The sequence below is a fragment of the Paenibacillus sp. FSL P2-0121 genome (assembly GCF_037975345.1).
Taxonomy (GTDB): domain Bacteria; phylum Bacillota; class Bacilli; order Paenibacillales; family Paenibacillaceae; genus Paenibacillus_AQ; species Paenibacillus_AQ odorifer.
The window spans coordinates 2920830-2938418 of record NZ_CP150245.1 but is presented as its reverse complement, the minus strand read 5'-3'; the positions used below and the strand labels follow the sequence as shown (position 1 = coordinate 2938418).

Genomic DNA, 17589 nt, shown 5'->3' with positions numbered 1-17589 from the left:
ATATCCTCACCCCAACTCCATATGTTTGGCACGCAGCTGTCCGCATGCGGCCGCGATATCATGGCCTTGCTCACGGCGAATAGTAACATTCACCCCGTTATCAGCCAAAATACGTTGAAACTCAAAGATATCATTGCGTGAAGTACGTACATATTTCCGCTCAGGCACATGGTTTACCGGAATCAAATTGACGTGGCACAACATGCTCTTAAGCACCCCGGCCAATTCCTCAGCATGCTCCGGTTGGTCATTTACCCCGCCGATCAAGGCATATTCAAAGCTGACACGTCGTCCCGTCTTAGCTTGATAATAACGCAATGATTCAATTACATCATCAAACGGAAAACGGCGGTTAACAGGCATTAGCTTTGAACGCAAGGCGTCGTTAGGTGCATGAATCGAAATCGCCAAATTAATCTGGGTATCTTCTTCTGCAAATTTATAAATGCTCGGTACAATACCGCTGGTGGAAACAGTAATATGCCGTTGTCCGATATTTAGGCCCTTCTCATGAATCATAAGACGCAAGAATCTCATTGTTGCATCATAGTTCTCAAACGGCTCACCAGTACCCATGATAACAATGCTGCTGACACGTTCGCCGCGCGCATCAAGGATTTGTTGGGAACGGACAACCTGAGCTACAATTTCTCCCGCTGTCAAATCCCGTTTTAATCCACCGAGTGTGGAAGCACAGAAAGTACAGCCGATTCGGCATCCTACTTGGGTTGTTACACAAACGCTATTGCCATAATTATGTTTCATGATAACTGTTTCGATAGCATGATCGTCATGCAATCCAAACAGGAATTTTACAGTTCCATCTTTAGATTCCATTTTAGTAATTTCAGTTAGTGCAGCAATAGAGAATTGTTCATTCAGCTTCTGACGAAGCCCTTTGGACAAATTGCTCATTGCTTCGAAGTCATTCACACGTTTTACATACAGCCAATCAAAAATTTGTCCACCACGAAAAGCAGGCTCACCATTGTCTTTCGCCCACTGTTGTAACTCTTCTAAAGAAAAATCATATATTAAAGGTTTCATTATTATCTACACCTGTTCTTTCATAAGGATATGCGTATTATTTCTCATTCTTCCTATTTTAACACAAATTTCAGAGACGGTAAAAGAAAACGCCCGCCGTACGGTAGCCCGGCGGGCGGAGGATACTACAATTGTCAGAAAATTTGCTATATTACAAGACTCTCTGAAGCTTGGAAATATAGAACCCGTCGCTCCCATAATGATGAGGCAGCAGCTGAATTCCCTCACCCTCAGCCAGCGCAGTACCCTCCAGCCTGTCCCATAATGGGGAGGCAAAAGTTACAGCGGTGAAGTCAGGATTCTGCTTCAAAAAGTCAGCTACTACTTCACTATTTTCCGCTTGTTCAGTAGTACAGGTACTATATACCAGAATGCCACCCGGTTTCAACAGTTTAGAGACCGACTGCAGCAATTCCCGTTGCAATGACGCTACGCTAGCCACATCTTCCGGCTGCTTACGCCATTTGAGGTCTGGCTTACGGCGAATTACGCCGAGTCCAGAGCAAGGTGCGTCGAGAAGAATTCTATCAAAGGATTGATACTCTAAAGTGTGCTCCAGCTCCAGCGCATCTGCACTGCCTGTAGATACGCAATCAAGACCTAAACGTTCTGCTTGATCTGAGATCAATTTCGCTTTATGCAAATGCAGATCATTAGCGTAAATTGATCCTTCATCTTTCATGAGCTCGCCCATATGTGCTGTTTTGCCCCCAGGAGCAGCGCAACAGTCAAGCACCCTCATACCAGGCTCCGGAGCTACCGCTTCAGCTACTAGCATAGAACTCTCATCCTGAACGGAGAGATATCCATCACGATACCAGGAGGTGAGCGCCAGGTTTCCACCGCTTTTCACAACAATACCATAGGGACTAACCTCAGATGCTGAAGCTTGCAGACCTTGTTCAATCATCTGGTTCAGCAGAGCTTCACGACTGATCATCGTTGTATTCACACGTACACTGACCGCAGGCGGCTCATTATTAGATGCACAAATCGCTTCCGCCGTGTCGACACCGTACTCGGTAATCCAACGTTCCACTAACCACAACGGATGTGAGTATAATATCGATATCCGCTGCGCTTGACTCAGCCCCTCAGGCAGAACCGGTAGATCACCAGCGCGCAACACACTGCGCAGCACACCGTTAACCATCCCTGAGATTCCCTGGTGGCCTTTTTTCTTCGCTATATTAACAGCCTCATTAACAGCTGCATGGGACGGTATACGATCCAGATACATAATTTGATATAAACTTAACCGCAGTAAATTACGGACCCATGGCTGTAGTTTAGCTATCCCTTTACTAACAAATCCTTCAAGCACATAATCCAAGGTGTTCATCCGCGAAATAGAGCCATAAACAAGTTCTGTCACCAGTCCGGCATCTTCTCTGCTAAGCGTTGCCTTCTGTAGACTGCTGTTGAGCAGCAAATTGCTATAAGCACCTTGCTGTTCAACCTTAACCATTATATCAAGCGCGATTTCCCGGGCAGAAGCAGGGGTAACCTTACCCTTGTTGCCAGCTCCGCCGTTTTTGCCTACTGCTTTTGAATTATTCCCCTGTCTCTTACCAGCGTTAGGATTTACTGCTGATCGGCCAACACCTTTTCCACCGCCGCTCAACCTAACACCGTCCCTGGCTTCATAACAGCACCACGGCTAAAATCGGCCGCACTCATTGCTTTTTTGCCAGCAGGTTGAACCGTTGTCAGCAGCAGACTTCCGTCACCTGTTTTCACTTCGACACCTTGCTCGGTTACAGAAAGCACCGTTCCTGGAGCACTATCGCTTGCTTTCTGCTCTTCAGGCAGTTTAGAAGCCCAAGCTTTAAAGGTCTCACCATTCCAGAGCGTAAATGCACCGGAAAAAGGAACTAATCCACGAATTCGATTATAGTTATCACGCGAGCTGGCGTTCCAATCCAAACGTTCATCCTCGCGATTAAGGTTAGGAGCATAAGTTGCTTCACTATCTTCTTGCTGAACAGCTTGAACTTTTCCACTCACTAAACGTGGCATTTCAGACTTTAACAGATCTCGTCCCGCTAGGCTTAGCTTCTCAAAAAGAATTCCTGAGGTATCTTCAGCCTCAATAGCCACTTCGACACGAGAGATCATGTCACCGGTATCCAGCCCTTCCGCCATATACATCAAAGTAACGCCGGTCACTTTCTCACCATTGATGATACTACGCTGAATCGGAGCACCTCCCCGATATTTAGGAAGCAACGAACCGTGTACATTCACACAACCATTTCGCGGTAAGTCCAACACTGCTTTAGGCAAAATTTGACCATAAGCAGCCGTGACGATCAAATCCGGCTCATACGCAGCCAGCTCAGCGACTGCCTCAGGACGACGCATGCGTTCAGGCTGAAGCACAGGTAATCCGAGAGCTAATGCGGCTTCCTTAACTGGTGAAGGAGCCAAGATCTTTTTTCTCCCCTGCGGACGATCCGGTTGGGTGATGACAGCTACAACTTCATAGCCTTCATCTACCAGCATTTGCAAGCTTGGCACCGCAAAGGCTGGAGTTCCCATGAAAACAATCTTCATATTCCTCACTCCTCAGTCTCGTTAGCAGTCATCTCGTACACTTTTTCAGCGATATCTGTAAACAGAACTCCATTCAAATGGTCAATCTCATGCTGAAAAGCCCGGGCAAGTAAACCACTGCCGGTTATCGTAATCTCTTTTCCCTCACGGTTAAGGCCACGTACAGTTACAGTCTCCGCACGGCGTACATCACCATTCAAGCCAGGAATACTAAGACATCCTTCTGGCCCTAGCTGTTCACCTTCCATGCTGATGATTTCAGGGTTAATCATTTTGATCAATCCATGCTCTTCATCCGCATCCACCACAATTAGACGTTTCAAAATTCCGACTTGGGGTGCCGCCAGCCCTACTCCTTCAGCGTCATACATCGTATGTGCCATATCATCCAGCAATTTTTTAACATTAGGAGTAACTACAGCTACTTCTTTAGCTTTTTTGTGCAATACTTCATCCGGTTCCTTAACGATCAAACGTATAGCCATTACAAAACACCTTCCCGTTCTGAACATTTCTATATTTAAAGTCAATTTATAAAGCTCTTTTTTTACATTGTAACATGATACGGATTTACATCAACATCTGCGGATCCACATCAATGCTGATCTGAAGACCAGTATCCCGTACAGAATCCTCTAACTCTTCAGCCACTTGGCGGACAAGTCCAATTACATCGATGGCGCCGCGCCATTTTATCATACACTGGAATCTATATCTACCCTTTAATCGAGGGATAGGTGAAGCCACAGGACCCAACAGATCTAACACATCACTGGTTAGCTTATCGAGACTTCCATACCATCTTAGCTGTCTGGCCTTTCCTTGAAGATTCAGAGCATAATTCTCTGCCATCCGCAGTAGAAGCGGCAGCTGTTCATGAGACAATGTGACCAGGATGAGTCTGCAATACGGCGGATAATGGAGGCCTCTACGATGCTTCAGCTCTTCACGTACAAAAGAGAGATAGTCATGTCCGCTGGCATGAATAATGGAATAATGCTCTGGCGTATAGGACTGAACGACCACTTCGCCTGGAAGCTGATGCCGCCCTGCTCTGCCTGCAACTTGTGTAAGCAATTGGAATGTCTTCTCTGCTGCGCGAAAATCGGGCAGGTTCAACGCTGAATCTGCTGTGATTACACCAACAAGAGTGACATCTGGAAAATCCAGTCCCTTTGCTACCATCTGAGTCCCCAGGAGAACATCCGCTTTTTTGTCCCGGAATTGGTTCAGCAGCTTCTCATGTGAGCCTTTTTCTGTTGTTGTGTCCACATCCATACGAATCACTCGTATGCCTGGGAACAGCTTACCAAGCTCTTCTTCCACCCGCTGTGTACCCGTTCCGAAAAACCGGATATGCTCACTCCCACACTCCGGACAAAGCTTAGGTGCTGGTTCAGCATGGCCACAATAATGACAACGCAAATTGTCACTACGGCTATGATATGTTAGTGAGATATCACATTCTGGACAACCGGCTACGTAACCACAGCTACGACACATGACAAAGGTTGAGAAACCTCTACGGTTAAGCAGCAGCACCGTCTGTTCTCCGCGTTCCAGCCTCTCTTCCAGTGCTGAATGAAGCTTTCGGCTGAACATCGAACGGTTGCCTTCTTTAAGCTCTTCCCGCATGTCTACTACGTTCACCTTTGGAAGTTCATTTCCAAGCGCACGGGTAGGCATTTCCAGCAGTACCGGTGAAAAATGAATATCACTCTGCGATCTTGCAGCATGATAGCTTTCCAGCGAAGGCGTGGCAGATCCAAGAATCACAGCTGCCCCACACTGCTCTGCTCTACGAATAGCAGCGTCACGGGCATGATATTTCGGATTCTCCTCCTGTTTATAAGAGGTCTCATGTTCTTCATCCATAATAATCAGCCCTAAGTTGGAGAAAGGAGCAAACACGGCCGATCTTGCGCCTACAGCGACTGTGGCCTTTCCTTCACGGATTTTACGCCACTCATCGTATCGCTCGCCAACAGACAGCCGGCTATGCATAACCGCGACCCCGCTGCCGAACCGCCCCTTAAACCGCTCCACCATTTGTGGCGTTAAAGCAATCTCTGGAACAAGAACAACAGCCTGTCTACCCTGATCTAAACAACGTTTAATACACTGCAAATAGATCTCTGTCTTACCACTACCCGTAACGCCATGAAGCAGAAATACTTCGTGAAGCTGCTCTTCTACGGTTCGAGAAATCCTTGTATATACGACCTCTTGTTCCGCTGTAAGCGGTAAAGGTTCGGTAGGTTTAAAATCTCGTCCTTGATAAGGATCGCGATAGACTTCAATTTCACTGATCTCGATAAAACCTTTTTCCTCCAAGGCCTTTACAGTACTTGCCGTTACTTGGAGAGCAGACAAAACTTCTTTAAGGGCCATGGGGAGTGTAGCTTCCATATCAACTAAAAAGCTCAGAACTTCCTTCTGGCGTGCGGATTTTTTCGGAAATTTGTTCAAAGCCTCACGGGCAGCAGTGACACCTATCGCCAGATCGACTGCCTTGAGCTTTTTCTTGCCCATCTTATCCTTAATGGATTGACTCTCTATAAGTACTCCACGTCGCAGCATGAACTTCACCGTCTCAGCAGCCTCAGGAAATGCACGAGTAAGCTGCTTCATGGAAACTTCGCCACTACGTCCAATAAATTCTGTGATTAGCCGTTCCTCATCCCCTGTGTCCGCAAACATTGGGAACAATTCATCCTCTGGAAATGCTGTCTCTTCCTGCACATCTCCAAGTGAAATCAGCCGTTCTGCCTTCCCTTTTAGAGCGGTGGGCAACATCGCCTGCAGTGCTGAAATTCGTCTACATGCATATCTTTTACTCATCCAGTCCGCAAGCTCAACTAATTCAGGAGATAAAGGCGGGAGCAGATCCAACACTTCTTGGATTGGCTTCAGGTTAGGATTCACTAGAGTCTCGCCTGATTCTAAAGAAACTACAAAACCTTGGACTGTCCGGTGCCCAAACGGAACGGCTACCCGACTGCCCACTTCAATCCATAATTTCAGGGATTCTGGAATACTATAATCAAATGGCCGGTCAGTGCTGCGTACAGGCACATCCACAATGACCTTGGCGATATCCATTATAATGAAGCTCCAGTAATTCGCTCTGCCACGAGCGTCAGCAAACGACGAGCAACCTCATCCTTCGACAATTGTGGCAATTCAAGCACCAATCCATTCACATCATATATCGAAACGATATTTGTATCCGCTCCAAATCCGGCTCCTGCAGCCGCTACATTGTTAGCAACGATGAGATCGCAGTTTTTGCGGACCAGCTTGTCCTTAGCATAAAATTCCGTATTGCCCGTTTCCGCAGCAAAGCCAACCAAAAACTGCTTGTTTTTGTTCTTACCGAGTGTTTCCAGAATATCCGTTGTCTTCACAAGCTCAAGCGTCATCGTCTCTCCGCTTTTTTTAATCTTAGAAGGCTCACTATGCTTCGGACGGTAATCCGATACAGCCGCCGCCTTGATCATAATATCGCAGCTGTCCCACTGTGCGGTAACTGCTTCATACATTTCCTGTGCAGATTGAATACGAATGACTGAAATCTCTGGATCCTGTGGAGGGGCCTCATCTGTACGCGCAGCAATCAACGTTACCTCAGCTCCCATTGCGCGCGCAGCACGTGCTAATGCGAAGCCCATTTTACCTGATGAATCATTGGAGATATAACGTACTGGATCAATGCGTTCTACCGTTCCACCCGCTGTGATGACGATTTTTTTACCCACAAGAGGTTTGGATGCGACGCTTGCTTGATGTGCAAAAAAATTCTCAACCACACTCACAATAGCCTCTGGCTCTTCTAGCCGACCTTTGCCAACGTATCCACATGCCAGCAGTCCTTCACCAGGCTCAATAAATTGAATGCCCCGAGTAGCGAGAATATTCAAATTATTAAGTACAGCTGGATGCTGATACATATGAACATTCATAGCTGGTGCAACCATAATAGGAGCCGTAGTAGCTAGCAGCGTTGTAGATAACATATCATCGGCGATCCCGTGCGCCATTTTGGCAATCATATTTGCGGTCGCGGGTGCTACCAGCACAAGATCCGCAGCATCTGCCAGATCAATATGTGAAATGGAGGATGGATCTCTCTCCTGGAATGTATCGCTGTATACTCGTTGCTTCGATAGTGACTGTAGAGTTAATTCTGTAATGAACTGCTTCGCCGAAGCTGTCATAATGACATGGACCTCGGCACCTTTTTGGACAAGCTTACTGGTCAAGGACGCCGCTTTATAAGCAGCAATTCCTCCTGTGATCCCAAGTAAAATAGTCTTCCCCTTCAAGCTCTTCAACATGATCTCCCCCCTGTTCCCTACTCTTACAACGAATGGCTATCTTTACGACGAGAAAAAAATAACAACCTTCCGGTTGTCATAAAGAGCCCGGTTCTGGGCTTTCATCATAAATTTAAGACCCGTAAATGCTCCATAACCCAAGAAGAAACGGCAGCGCCTCAAAACAAATAGGCGGCATCCGTTTCTACAATAGGTCATTATTACTTATGCTTGAGACTACTCTTCACCGCGGGTTAGAGTAATGCGATCTTCGTAAATTTCCTCAAGAGCAACACCAACAAATTTATGCGATCTAGGATTCTTCACATCTGTCTTGCCACCCTCACGCAATTGTCTAGCACGACGTGCAGCAGCGACAACGAGCGAATACTTACTGTCAACCTTAGTCATCATTTCATCAATGGATGGATATAGCACTGGGACACCTCTTCATAGTTTACTGTTAATACATTTGACCTTCAGCTTAAATTATCTGACTTTACAATGTTCGGCGATAATAATGCTTTCTATTCTCTTACAAGCCAGATCAATCTCATCATTCACTACAGCATAATCATAATGCTGCATTAAGTTGATCTCATCCTCCGCTACAGTCATGCGGTGATCGATCACATCTGGATGCTCAGTACCCCGTCCGCGAATGCGGTCCTTCAACTCGTCCATGGATGGAGGAAGAAGGAACACAAAAATCCCTTCAGGAAATTTCTCTTTAACTTTGAGAGCGCCTTGAACCTCAATTTCGAGAATAATGTCTTTGCCGCTATTGAGAGTTCTCTCCACAAAATCACGTGGAGTACCGTAATAATTACCTACGTACTCCGCGTATTCAAGCAATTGATCGGCTTCGATCATTGCCATAAATTCATCTTTGCTTTTGAAAAAATAGTTGACGCCATCTTCCTCACCCGCACGCGGACTGCGAGTAGTAGCAGAAACTGAGTAGACAAGTTCGGGCATCTTCGGACGTAGTGCTGTACAAACAGTACCTTTACCTACGCCGGAAGGTCCGGATAATATGATGAGCAATCCTTTTGACATAATACACTCCATTTAGTTGTTATTCGTCGTTGTCGTCATCTTTACTGGATAAGCGATGCGCCACAGTCTCCGGCTGTACAGCCGATAGGATGACATGATCACTATCTGTAATGATTACGGCACGAGTCCGTCGGCCATAGGTGGCGTCGATCAACATATGCCGATCACGTGCCTCCTGGATAATACGTTTGATTGGTGCAGATTCCGGACTGACGATAGAAATAATGCGGTTGGCAGACACAATATTTCCAAAGCCAATGTTAATAAGTTTGATTGCCATGTTCCGGTAGTTCCCCCCATAAAGTTCTATGCTATTACCTATTCCCGATTACTCTATGTTCGCAGCTTGTTCTCGAATCTTCTCCAGTTCTGCTTTCATATCTAGCACAAGACCCACGAGAGTTAGATGATTGCATTTCGATCCGATTGTATTCGTCTCACGGTTCATCTCCTGAATGAGAAAATCCAGTTTGCGTCCTACCGGTCCTTTCCCCTTCAGGAGGGCTCTGCATTGCTCGAAATGACTATACAACCGGGTCAACTCTTCATCAATATTACAGCGATCTGCAAAAATAGCGATCTCCATCCCGAATTTATGCTCATCAAAAGCGAACGTCCCATCATTTAGTTCATTTAACCGATGTCGAAGTTTCTCTCGATATTCAGTGATTACGACAGGTGCAAGTTCAACCATTTCAGCATGCATGTTCTCAAGATGGTTCAGGCGCTGTTCAATATCTGCGGCTAGATAACTGCCTTCACGGGCGCGCATCTCCAGCAGAGACTGCAAACACTGCTCAAGTCCCGCCTCCAATACTTCGGAGTAGTCTTCTAATGTCGCAGACACGGCACCCGCAGCCTCGTCTTTGCTGTCCATAATACCGGGTATAGAAAGTATATCACGTAAAGTCAACTCACCACTCAAACCATATTCATTCTTAAGCTGCTCTGCTGCCTTTAGATAGGTCATTACAGCAGAGTGATTCAGAACCGGTCTAACAGTCGACTCATCGTGCTCTCTATTGATGGTAACATCTATTCTTCCCCGTTTGATGTGCTGTTGAACCTTTCTTCTCAACACATCCTCATAACCCGTCCAATCCCGGGGCATCCGCAGTACAACTTCGCAGTACCGGTGATTCACCGATTTCACTTCGAACATAATCTTGTAGCCGCCGAATTGCAGGGACGATTGACCGTATCCGGTCATGCTAAATGACAACGGAATCACATCCATTACACTATTGTAATTGATTATTACTAGCGAAACAAGGGGGACAATTTGCGTCCTGATTTCTCCCACACATACTCCATTAGCTGTGCACTCATATCGTAGAACATGAACGGAGTCATCAGATAGATCCCATTAAAATGGGCAGTAGCAACATCTAACAGTTCCTTAGCGATAGCGACACCTTCTGCTCTTCCAGCTTCCCCTTCAAGTCCCTTCATGCGGATGCGGACATCGTCCGTAAGCTGAATACCGGGAACCTCATTATGTAGAAACTCTGCATTTCGTCCGCTTGCCAGTGGCATAACCCCAATGAATACAGGGATTTCCAGATGTGCTGTTGCCTCAGCTATCTTCACGATAAGTTCCTGATCATAGACAGGCTGGGTCATAATATAGTCGGCACCAGAGGCGATTTTCTTCTCCAGACGTTGCACTGCCTTATCCAAATGTTTAACATTCGGGTTAAACGCAGCTCCGATTACAAAATTCGCTTTCTGTTTCAAAGGTTTACCTGAGAAGGAAATCCCGTCATTCAGCTGCTTGATCATTCTAATTATCTCAAAAGAAGTTAAATCATAAACCGAGCTTGAGCCGGGAAGATCTCCAAATTTCGCAGGATCACCTGTTACGGCCAGCACATGATCAATTCCAAGCGCATCAAAACCCATCAAATGGGATTGAGTACCAATCAAATTACGATCCCGGCAAGCAATATGCACTAGCGGACGAAGTCCGGTTTTAGCGTGCACCAAATGCCCCAACGCCATATTGCTCATCCGTGTAACCGCCAGAGAGTTGTCGGCGAGTGTCAACGCATCCGCGCCTGCTCTTCTTAGCGCTTCTGCGCCCTGCATAAACTTTGCGATATCCAATTCACGAGGTGGATCAAGCTCAACAATAACCGTATGTCGTTCCTTTACCAGATCAACCAGGTTCGGCTCTCTACCCTCTCTATCATCATCGCCAAAATTATCTTGCAGCGATACACGCTCCACAGTAGGTGGCAACGGTTTAGGAAGCGGTTGCGGTACATAATTCTTCAGTGCAGACGAGATTTCTGCGATATGCTGCGGAGTTGTACCACAGCAACCACCGATTATCCGGCAGCCCATCTCCGCAAAAGTCTGCGCCATTTGCCCAAAATATTCTGGAGAAGCCCCGTACCGGTATTCTCCGTCTACATAATCCGCTACACCCGCATTTGGATACACAGAAGCTGGCAAAACCAGGCTCCCTTGTACAGCTTTGAGCGCCCGCTTCATTCCGTTCGGGCCTGTGTTACAGTTAAATCCGATAACATCAGCGCCATCGCTTTCCAGGATACGAAAAGCTTCCGGCAAAGTTAATCCATCTAATGTGCGTGCTGTTTCATCGACAGCTAATTGGCAAACTACAGGAAGCGAGCTGATCTTGCGGAGCGTTCTTAGAGCTAAATGCAGTTCCTCAACATCGTAGAAGGTTTCCAGCATAATGCCATCTACGTCCTCTTCTAACAATGCAGCAATCTGCTGTGTAAAATATTTTTTCAGCTCTGTGGAAGAGAGATTCGCACGTTTGCCCGCGCGAATAGATCCTACAGCTCCTAATACATACCCATGATCTCCAGCAGCCCGGCGAGCGATTCTAACCCCGGCTCGATTAATTTCCTCAACCTTAGATTCTAAACCATATTTAGAGAGCCTGTCATAGTTCGCCGAGAAGGTGTTGCTCTCCAGCAGCACTGCCCCTGCCTCAATATAGCTGCGGTGAACATCTTCGATTACCCCCGGAGAGGTCAAATTTAATTCTTCATAGGAAATGCCGACCGGGAAACCCTTCTGATATAAGTAGGTCCCCATCGCTCCGTCTCCGACTAATACTTTATTTCCCCATGCGGAACGTAAATCCGGCTTCACAACAAGATCCTCCCCTGCCACATTAGTTTCTAACTTTAGTTTCATACTAATGTAACATAAATCGGTATGGATGATAAGCTTTCCAAAAGAAATGCATTGAGACCAAAATATCCACCATGCATGTTCATATATAAAAAGCTTCATACTAACGTTAATGCTGTTATTTCCATAAAGGAGAGAATACTTTGAAGAAAAAAACAAGAAAGTTTCTGATCCGAAAATACGCTGTAACTTTACTGCTAGCCACTCTCTGCTTACTGTATATTTATTTGCTAGATTGGCTGTATGGCTATGGGCTGGGTAACGTCGGCTATATCCTTAATTATCTCTTCTATACCGCCTCAGAGAAAGCTACTGCTTGTATTTTGCTGCTCTGCTTGTTCATCCCCGATATCTATTACTGGAAAACAGGACATCAACCAGAACGTGGCGGGGAAAGATGACTTCTTATCGCCGCAACGATGACAAGAATTACAGGGATCAACACCATAAAGAAGGGAAAAATCGTATATAACAATCTCCCTCCCTCATTAATGTGTTCAGTAAAGCTCCGCGCGTTCAACATCGAGCTGAACAGAATGATCAGAGCACAGGGATAGACCATTCTCCGGTAAGGAATTTTGAACAATTCGGAAATCCCTATAAGTGCGGCCGCAAAAAACACTGACATTTTGAAAAAAACGCCGATAATCAGCACCATAACAACTAGAATATCCACCCGTTGAATAAAATCGGAGATTGAAATCTTGCTAATCGTGGGCATCAGAGGTAGGGGTGAACGTTTCACAATATCTGTGCCCAGCACGGAGATATTCAGCATCATAGTCAGACTTAAGAGCAAACCTGAAACAAATATCCCTGCTCCGATGACCCAAGGACCTTTTTTAGCATTGTTCAGATATGGCATTAGCATGGTAAAACAAATCATTTCACCAAAAGGGAACATATAGTTCTGGCGAATGACAGATTCGATCACAGGCTGGAACCCATTCTCAAAAACAGGAAGCAATCGATTCAAATTAATGGAGCCCGATAACATCAGCATGATCGAGCAAAATATACCTATCAGCATTACGAGAGTTGCGAATACCAATGAAGTTCGGGATAATACCTCTACTCCTTTATGCAAAACATACGCAGAAGATAAGATCATCAACGTAGATATAACAAATAAAGGTGTGCGATGCATGGTAGCCATAACCAGCATGGAACTTCCATCCCGTAAATCACGACCCGCTAAATTGAGAAAAAGGATAATGTAGAGAACAGAAATCACCGTACCGATGGATCTTCCCAGCAGCTTGCGTGTATAGGTTGTTATGGGCAGATCCGGAAACTTTCTGTACAAATAAGTGTACCCCGAAAAAATAATCAAACCGATCAAATTTCCGAGCAGTATGGATATCCACGCATCTTTACCAGACTCCATCCCAAGATTCACTACCAGCGCTGTTCCTAGTTCAAACAACAAAGTCAACGTGAAAAATTGGAGTAGTCCTATTTTTATTTTTCCCATAGCTGCCCCTCCTTTATTGTCATTACTTATTCTTGGACTGAAAGGAATCACTCCGCATATCCGTATGCCTGATCACAGCATCCGTATTGATATTAACCTGGCAGGTTTCAAATATACGGTCCCAATGATCTTTTACTTGTTTCCAGCCACGTGGATTAGCTCTTTCTGCTGCTTCACCAAAACCTAGATAATCACTTTTTAACGAACGGGCAGTTGCTATGGCAGCGCGGATCTGTTCTTGAATATTCTTTTCCAAAAGCTTCGAAAGATCATTTAACACGGTTGGATCTGTTAGATCCAAGCCATTGGGCGATTCCTTTAATCCAGCCTGCTGAGTGACGTTAATCGTGAAGATAGGATGCTCTATGTCTTTCGCATCAGCGTGGATATGTACCTGTGATAAATACACATTAAACGATATATAATCATTCTCACCTATCGAGACCAGTACCGGCATCTGAGAGATTTTATTCTTAAGCAGAACGGTACCGATCGCCTCCTCCCCTTGCAGCCACCCTTTAAGCTTGTCTTCTTTAAAAGCTGCAAGACCCGTAACTTTTATTATGGCCTCCGGTCTTATTTTTTTTAAATTATCATTACTTTCCCTCTGCTCCAAATCTCCAGTCACTAGCACGCCATTGATCACTGGCCCTCCACCAGGAACCTGTATCCCCCGGATAATATCATCCACTTCCATCCGATAGTTATATCCGAATTGCTTGGAGGTCGTCTGCAGCTTTTCCACCAAATCGTTGGATGGAATTCTTCCGAACACGGTCATAGTCGTCATACATTCACTAGCAGGCTGTCCCTTGGAAATAAAAATCAGGCTTGTCAGCCGGGTTTCACTTTCCCTTTCCAGCACATCCATGATATCCTTGATGCCTTCTTGCGCGAACTTCTCGGAAATGATGACCACCCGAATATGTCCTAAAGACAAAAAACGTGCAGTCTGACGCGAGGCATTGGCTAATGCTTCAAACATAGAGCGGCCGCTACCTTTATATACCGAAACAGGTGAAGTCCCTCTAGCGTTCTTCCCAGAGATTTCGTCAGCAACGATAACCTGAAAGGATACTACGTATTTCTCTTCTTCTGTAGGTCCTCTATCTATGGACACACCGGAAACGATGGCTCTTCTGTTTAATTCCACACTATCCCAGCAGCCTGTGAGACTAAGACAGATCAATACGCAAGGTAAAAGTCCTGCTAAGAAAAAATTGCATTTACTCAGAATCTTGCTTTCCTTTCTTATGCGGCTGTGTCCCTTTAGTCTTATCAAGAATTTTTGGAGATAGGTTCTGTTCATGTCCGGCTGTGATCTCCTTCCCTTCTGAAATGTTCCCTTGCTGCGCAGTAGCAGGAGCTGGTTCTGCTGTGCCAAGCGCCCACAAAGGCAGCCTTAAGACGGCATCCTTCTGACCTCTGGATGACAAAGGCACGATTGGAGACAAATAAGGAACGCCAAAAGTCCGCAGACTGTTCATATGTGCAACCAGTACGATTAAACCCAGTGTAATCCCGTAAAAACCAAACATACCAGCCAATATCAAAAAACCAAAGCGGATAATTCTGCCCGCAATCGCCATGTTATACGCTGGAATGGCAAAGCTCGCAATCCCGGTCAACGCGACCACAATCACCATAACGGGCGTAATAATTCCAGCCTCTACCACAGCCTGACCAAGAATCAGAGCACCTACTACAGATACGGTCTGCCCAACTGCACGCGGCATTCTTACTCCCGCTTCCCGGATGATTTCAAACGCACCTTCCATTAGAATAGCTTCGACAAAAGCGGGGAAAGGCACATTTTCCCGTTGCGATAACAGGTTGATCAGCAAAGTCGTAGGGATCATCTCATAATGAAACGTCGTCAAAGCTATATACACGGAAGGCCCTAGAATAAGCACAATAAAACTGATATACCGAATAATTCGCATCAGAATAGCAATATCGAACCTTTGCGCATAATCCGAAGCTGACTGAAAAAAAAGAGTGAAAACCGCAGGCAAAATCAATACAAAGGGGGTGCCATCAACGACAATCACTACCCTCCCTTCTAACAGATTCGTTGCAGCCACGTCTGGCCGCTCGCTGTTATTGATCGTTGGAAAAGGGGTAAAGGTCTTATCCTGAATCAGCTCTTCGATATAACCGGATTCCATGATGGCATCTACATTAATCTGCTGCAGCCGTTTTCTAACTTCTTCAACCAGCTTCTCGTCCGCAGTATCCTTGATGTACATAAAAACCACATCGGTCTGAGTTACCGCCCCGATCTTCACATGCTCGAGTCTTAGTTTGGGTGATCTTATTCTTCTGCGTATTAATGAGACATTCGTAGCCAAAGATTCAACAAAGCTATCCTTTGGACCACGCACAACTAGCTGAGTGGAGGGTTCAGTGACAGAACGAGCTTCCCCTCCTTCAGTCTCACACATGATGCCACTGTCATAACCTTCAATGAGAATCAGTGTCTTCCCAGAAAGAATTCCGAGCAGCACCTCGTTCCAATCCTCCTGCAGCTGCGCTTCACCTATTTCCAGGGCACGGTTTAAAATGAGGTCATTCAGATTATTTGCTGCAGTATTACTTTCCTTAAGCATCTCATCTGTTATGGAGAGCAATGAACCCATTACAAATTGATTCACGGTTTCTGTCTTAGCTAGACCATTAAGATGTACCGCAGCAGCCTCAACAAAGGATTGCTCACCAAGCTTTACCTGGCGGATTCTAAGATCCGGACTATCTCCCAGCTCGGTAATGATATTGTTTAGTGTCTGCTCCAGATGAATGGTTAATCTGGCTCCCGAACCTGAACCCGCCGGGTCTGCTTGCTGTCCCTTACCGGATTTATTTCTTTTAGTTAACCCGTTGATGTTCAACAAGCTCCCCTCCTTTCTCTCATAAACATTGTAGTATTATTCTCGGTTACTCCTTCCATTATTCGGCTGCTTAAAGTCACATCAGGTTAAAAACACAAAAAAGGCAGTCCAAGAATGCGCTCTTGGACTGCCTTTTTTATTATTTTTTATATTGCTACACTGCCCGTGAATACGACCTCAGCAGGTCCAGTCATATAAACATGATTATCCTCTTCATTCCATTCAATATAGAGATCGCCGCCCTTTAGACTAATCCAAGCTGCCCGGTCTGTAAGATCATTCAGCACAGAGGAGACAAGGGTTGCACAGGCTCCAGTGCCACAGGCAAGCGTAGGTCCTGCCCCACGTTCCCAGACACGCATATCCACTCTCCCCCGATCCAGTACCGTTGCGAATTCAACGTTTACTTTTCTCGGGAACAAAGGATGTACCTCAAGCTTAGGTCCCCATGTGGTAAGATCAAAATTCACTGCATCTTCTACGTAAATCACGCAATGAGGATTTCCCATGGATACCGCTGTGAACGTAAATTCGGTTCCGTCCGCTTCAATCGGCTGAGAGAGCACTGGCTCTGCATCAATAGATACTGGAATTTGCAGACCGGACAATACAGGTTCGCCCATATCTACAGTTACAGTCTCCACAACACCGTCTTTCACGTTTAATGTAACCTTTTGTTCTCCGGCACCAATCGTTTCTATTACAATCTGCTCTGAGCTTACCAGTCCGTGGTCATATACATATTTAGAGACACAGCGAATAGCATTTCCGCACTGCTCCGCCTCCGAACCATCAGAATTCATAATACGCATCATGAAATCGCCACGCTCAGAAGGAAGGATATATACCAGTCCGTCAGCACCGATTCCAAAGAACCGGTTGCATAGGGTTACAGCAAGCTCCGCTGCATTACTTGGCAGCTCTTGCTCACCGAAAACAACGATGAAGTCATTACCGAGGCCGTGCATTTTTGTAAATTCCATTAAAAGTCCACTCCTAAAGGTTATGTTATGTTAGCATTCGCTTAAGCTTAAGGTTCTGTGTAATTTAGCATTTCGCAAGCATATGAGCGGTTAAC

The 17589-nt window shown here is 45.7% G+C and carries 16 protein-coding genes; 1 reads left to right on the top strand and 15 read right to left on the bottom strand.

The features are described 5' to 3' along the window. Window positions 1–6 precede the first annotated feature (6 nt). The 11 genes from rlmN to MKY54_RS12840 form a co-directional block, all read right to left on the bottom strand. Entirely contained in the window at window positions 7–1047 is a 1041-nt protein-coding gene (rlmN, locus tag MKY54_RS12890) for a 23S rRNA (adenine(2503)-C(2))-methyltransferase RlmN (protein WP_036686196.1), read from the bottom strand. Between the two features lie 151 nt (window positions 1048–1198). Beyond that, entirely contained in the window at window positions 1199–2530 is a 1332-nt protein-coding gene (gene rsmB / locus MKY54_RS12885; protein ID WP_339191184.1) for a 16S rRNA (cytosine(967)-C(5))-methyltransferase RsmB, read from the bottom strand. A 137-nt stretch (window positions 2531–2667) separates the two neighbouring features. Next, window positions 2668–3603 (bottom strand): methionyl-tRNA formyltransferase, encoded by a 936-nt coding sequence (gene fmt, locus MKY54_RS12880; RefSeq protein WP_076308132.1) that lies wholly within the window; start codon window positions 3601–3603, stop codon window positions 2668–2670. A 5-nt stretch (window positions 3604–3608) separates the two neighbouring features. Further along, the gene (gene def, locus MKY54_RS12875; protein ID WP_036686193.1) at window positions 3609–4088 is read right to left on the bottom strand and encodes a peptide deformylase; all 480 of its coding nucleotides are present in this window, start codon (window positions 4086–4088) and stop codon (window positions 3609–3611) included. Between the two features lie 85 nt (window positions 4089–4173). After that, on the bottom strand, window positions 4174–6705 hold the full coding sequence (gene priA, locus MKY54_RS12870; RefSeq protein WP_076308133.1) for a primosomal protein N': 2532 nt from the start codon (window positions 6703–6705) through the stop codon (window positions 4174–4176). Beyond that, on the bottom strand, window positions 6705–7940 hold the full coding sequence (gene coaBC, locus MKY54_RS12865; protein ID WP_076308134.1) for a bifunctional phosphopantothenoylcysteine decarboxylase/phosphopantothenate--cysteine ligase CoaBC: 1236 nt from the start codon (window positions 7938–7940) through the stop codon (window positions 6705–6707). The genes priA and coaBC overlap by 1 nt, the downstream gene beginning before the upstream one ends. Before the next feature lie 216 nt (window positions 7941–8156). Continuing rightward, a complete protein-coding gene (gene rpoZ / locus MKY54_RS12860; RefSeq protein WP_036686188.1) occupies window positions 8157–8357 on the bottom strand; it encodes a DNA-directed RNA polymerase subunit omega in 201 nt (66 codons plus the stop codon). 51 nt (window positions 8358–8408) lie between these two features. Continuing rightward, window positions 8409–8978 (bottom strand): guanylate kinase, encoded by a 570-nt coding sequence (gene gmk / locus MKY54_RS12855; protein WP_076129144.1) that lies wholly within the window; start codon window positions 8976–8978, stop codon window positions 8409–8411. 19 nt (window positions 8979–8997) lie between these two features. Continuing rightward, a complete protein-coding gene (locus tag MKY54_RS12850; RefSeq protein ID WP_006209218.1) occupies window positions 8998–9258 on the bottom strand; it encodes a DUF370 domain-containing protein in 261 nt (86 codons plus the stop codon). Between the two features lie 48 nt (window positions 9259–9306). Continuing rightward, a complete protein-coding gene (locus tag MKY54_RS12845; protein WP_076308135.1) occupies window positions 9307–10200 on the bottom strand; it encodes a YicC/YloC family endoribonuclease in 894 nt (297 codons plus the stop codon). Between the two features lie 38 nt (window positions 10201–10238). After that, on the bottom strand, window positions 10239–12107 hold the full coding sequence (locus MKY54_RS12840) for a bifunctional homocysteine S-methyltransferase/methylenetetrahydrofolate reductase (RefSeq protein WP_076308136.1): 1869 nt from the start codon (window positions 12105–12107) through the stop codon (window positions 10239–10241). Between the two features lie 185 nt (window positions 12108–12292). Between MKY54_RS12840 and MKY54_RS12835 the strand changes: the two genes are divergently transcribed. Continuing rightward, on the top strand, window positions 12293–12550 hold the full coding sequence (locus MKY54_RS12835; protein ID WP_036686181.1) for a hypothetical protein: 258 nt from the start codon (window positions 12293–12295) through the stop codon (window positions 12548–12550). Here the strand turns inward: MKY54_RS12835 and MKY54_RS12830 are convergent. The 4 genes from MKY54_RS12830 to dapF all read right to left on the bottom strand — a co-directional run bounded on the left by MKY54_RS12830 (window position 12523) and on the right by dapF (window position 17494). Continuing rightward, on the bottom strand, window positions 12523–13623 hold the full coding sequence (locus MKY54_RS12830) for a GerAB/ArcD/ProY family transporter (protein WP_339190662.1): 1101 nt from the start codon (window positions 13621–13623) through the stop codon (window positions 12523–12525). The genes MKY54_RS12835 and MKY54_RS12830 overlap by 28 nt on opposite strands. Before the next feature lie 22 nt (window positions 13624–13645). Further along, window positions 13646–14932, bottom strand: a complete 1287-nt coding sequence (locus MKY54_RS12825) for a Ger(x)C family spore germination protein (protein WP_081388258.1) — start codon at window positions 14930–14932, stop codon at window positions 13646–13648. Then, the gene (locus tag MKY54_RS12820; protein WP_076183382.1) at window positions 14850–16511 is read right to left on the bottom strand and encodes a spore germination protein; all 1662 of its coding nucleotides are present in this window, start codon (window positions 16509–16511) and stop codon (window positions 14850–14852) included. Before MKY54_RS12820 ends, MKY54_RS12825 begins: the two co-directional genes overlap by 83 nt. 146 nt (window positions 16512–16657) lie before the next feature. Beyond that, complete coding sequence (gene dapF, locus MKY54_RS12815; protein ID WP_076183380.1) at window positions 16658–17494, bottom strand: diaminopimelate epimerase; 837 nt, start codon at window positions 17492–17494, stop codon at window positions 16658–16660. Window positions 17495–17589: the final 95 nt, after the last annotated feature.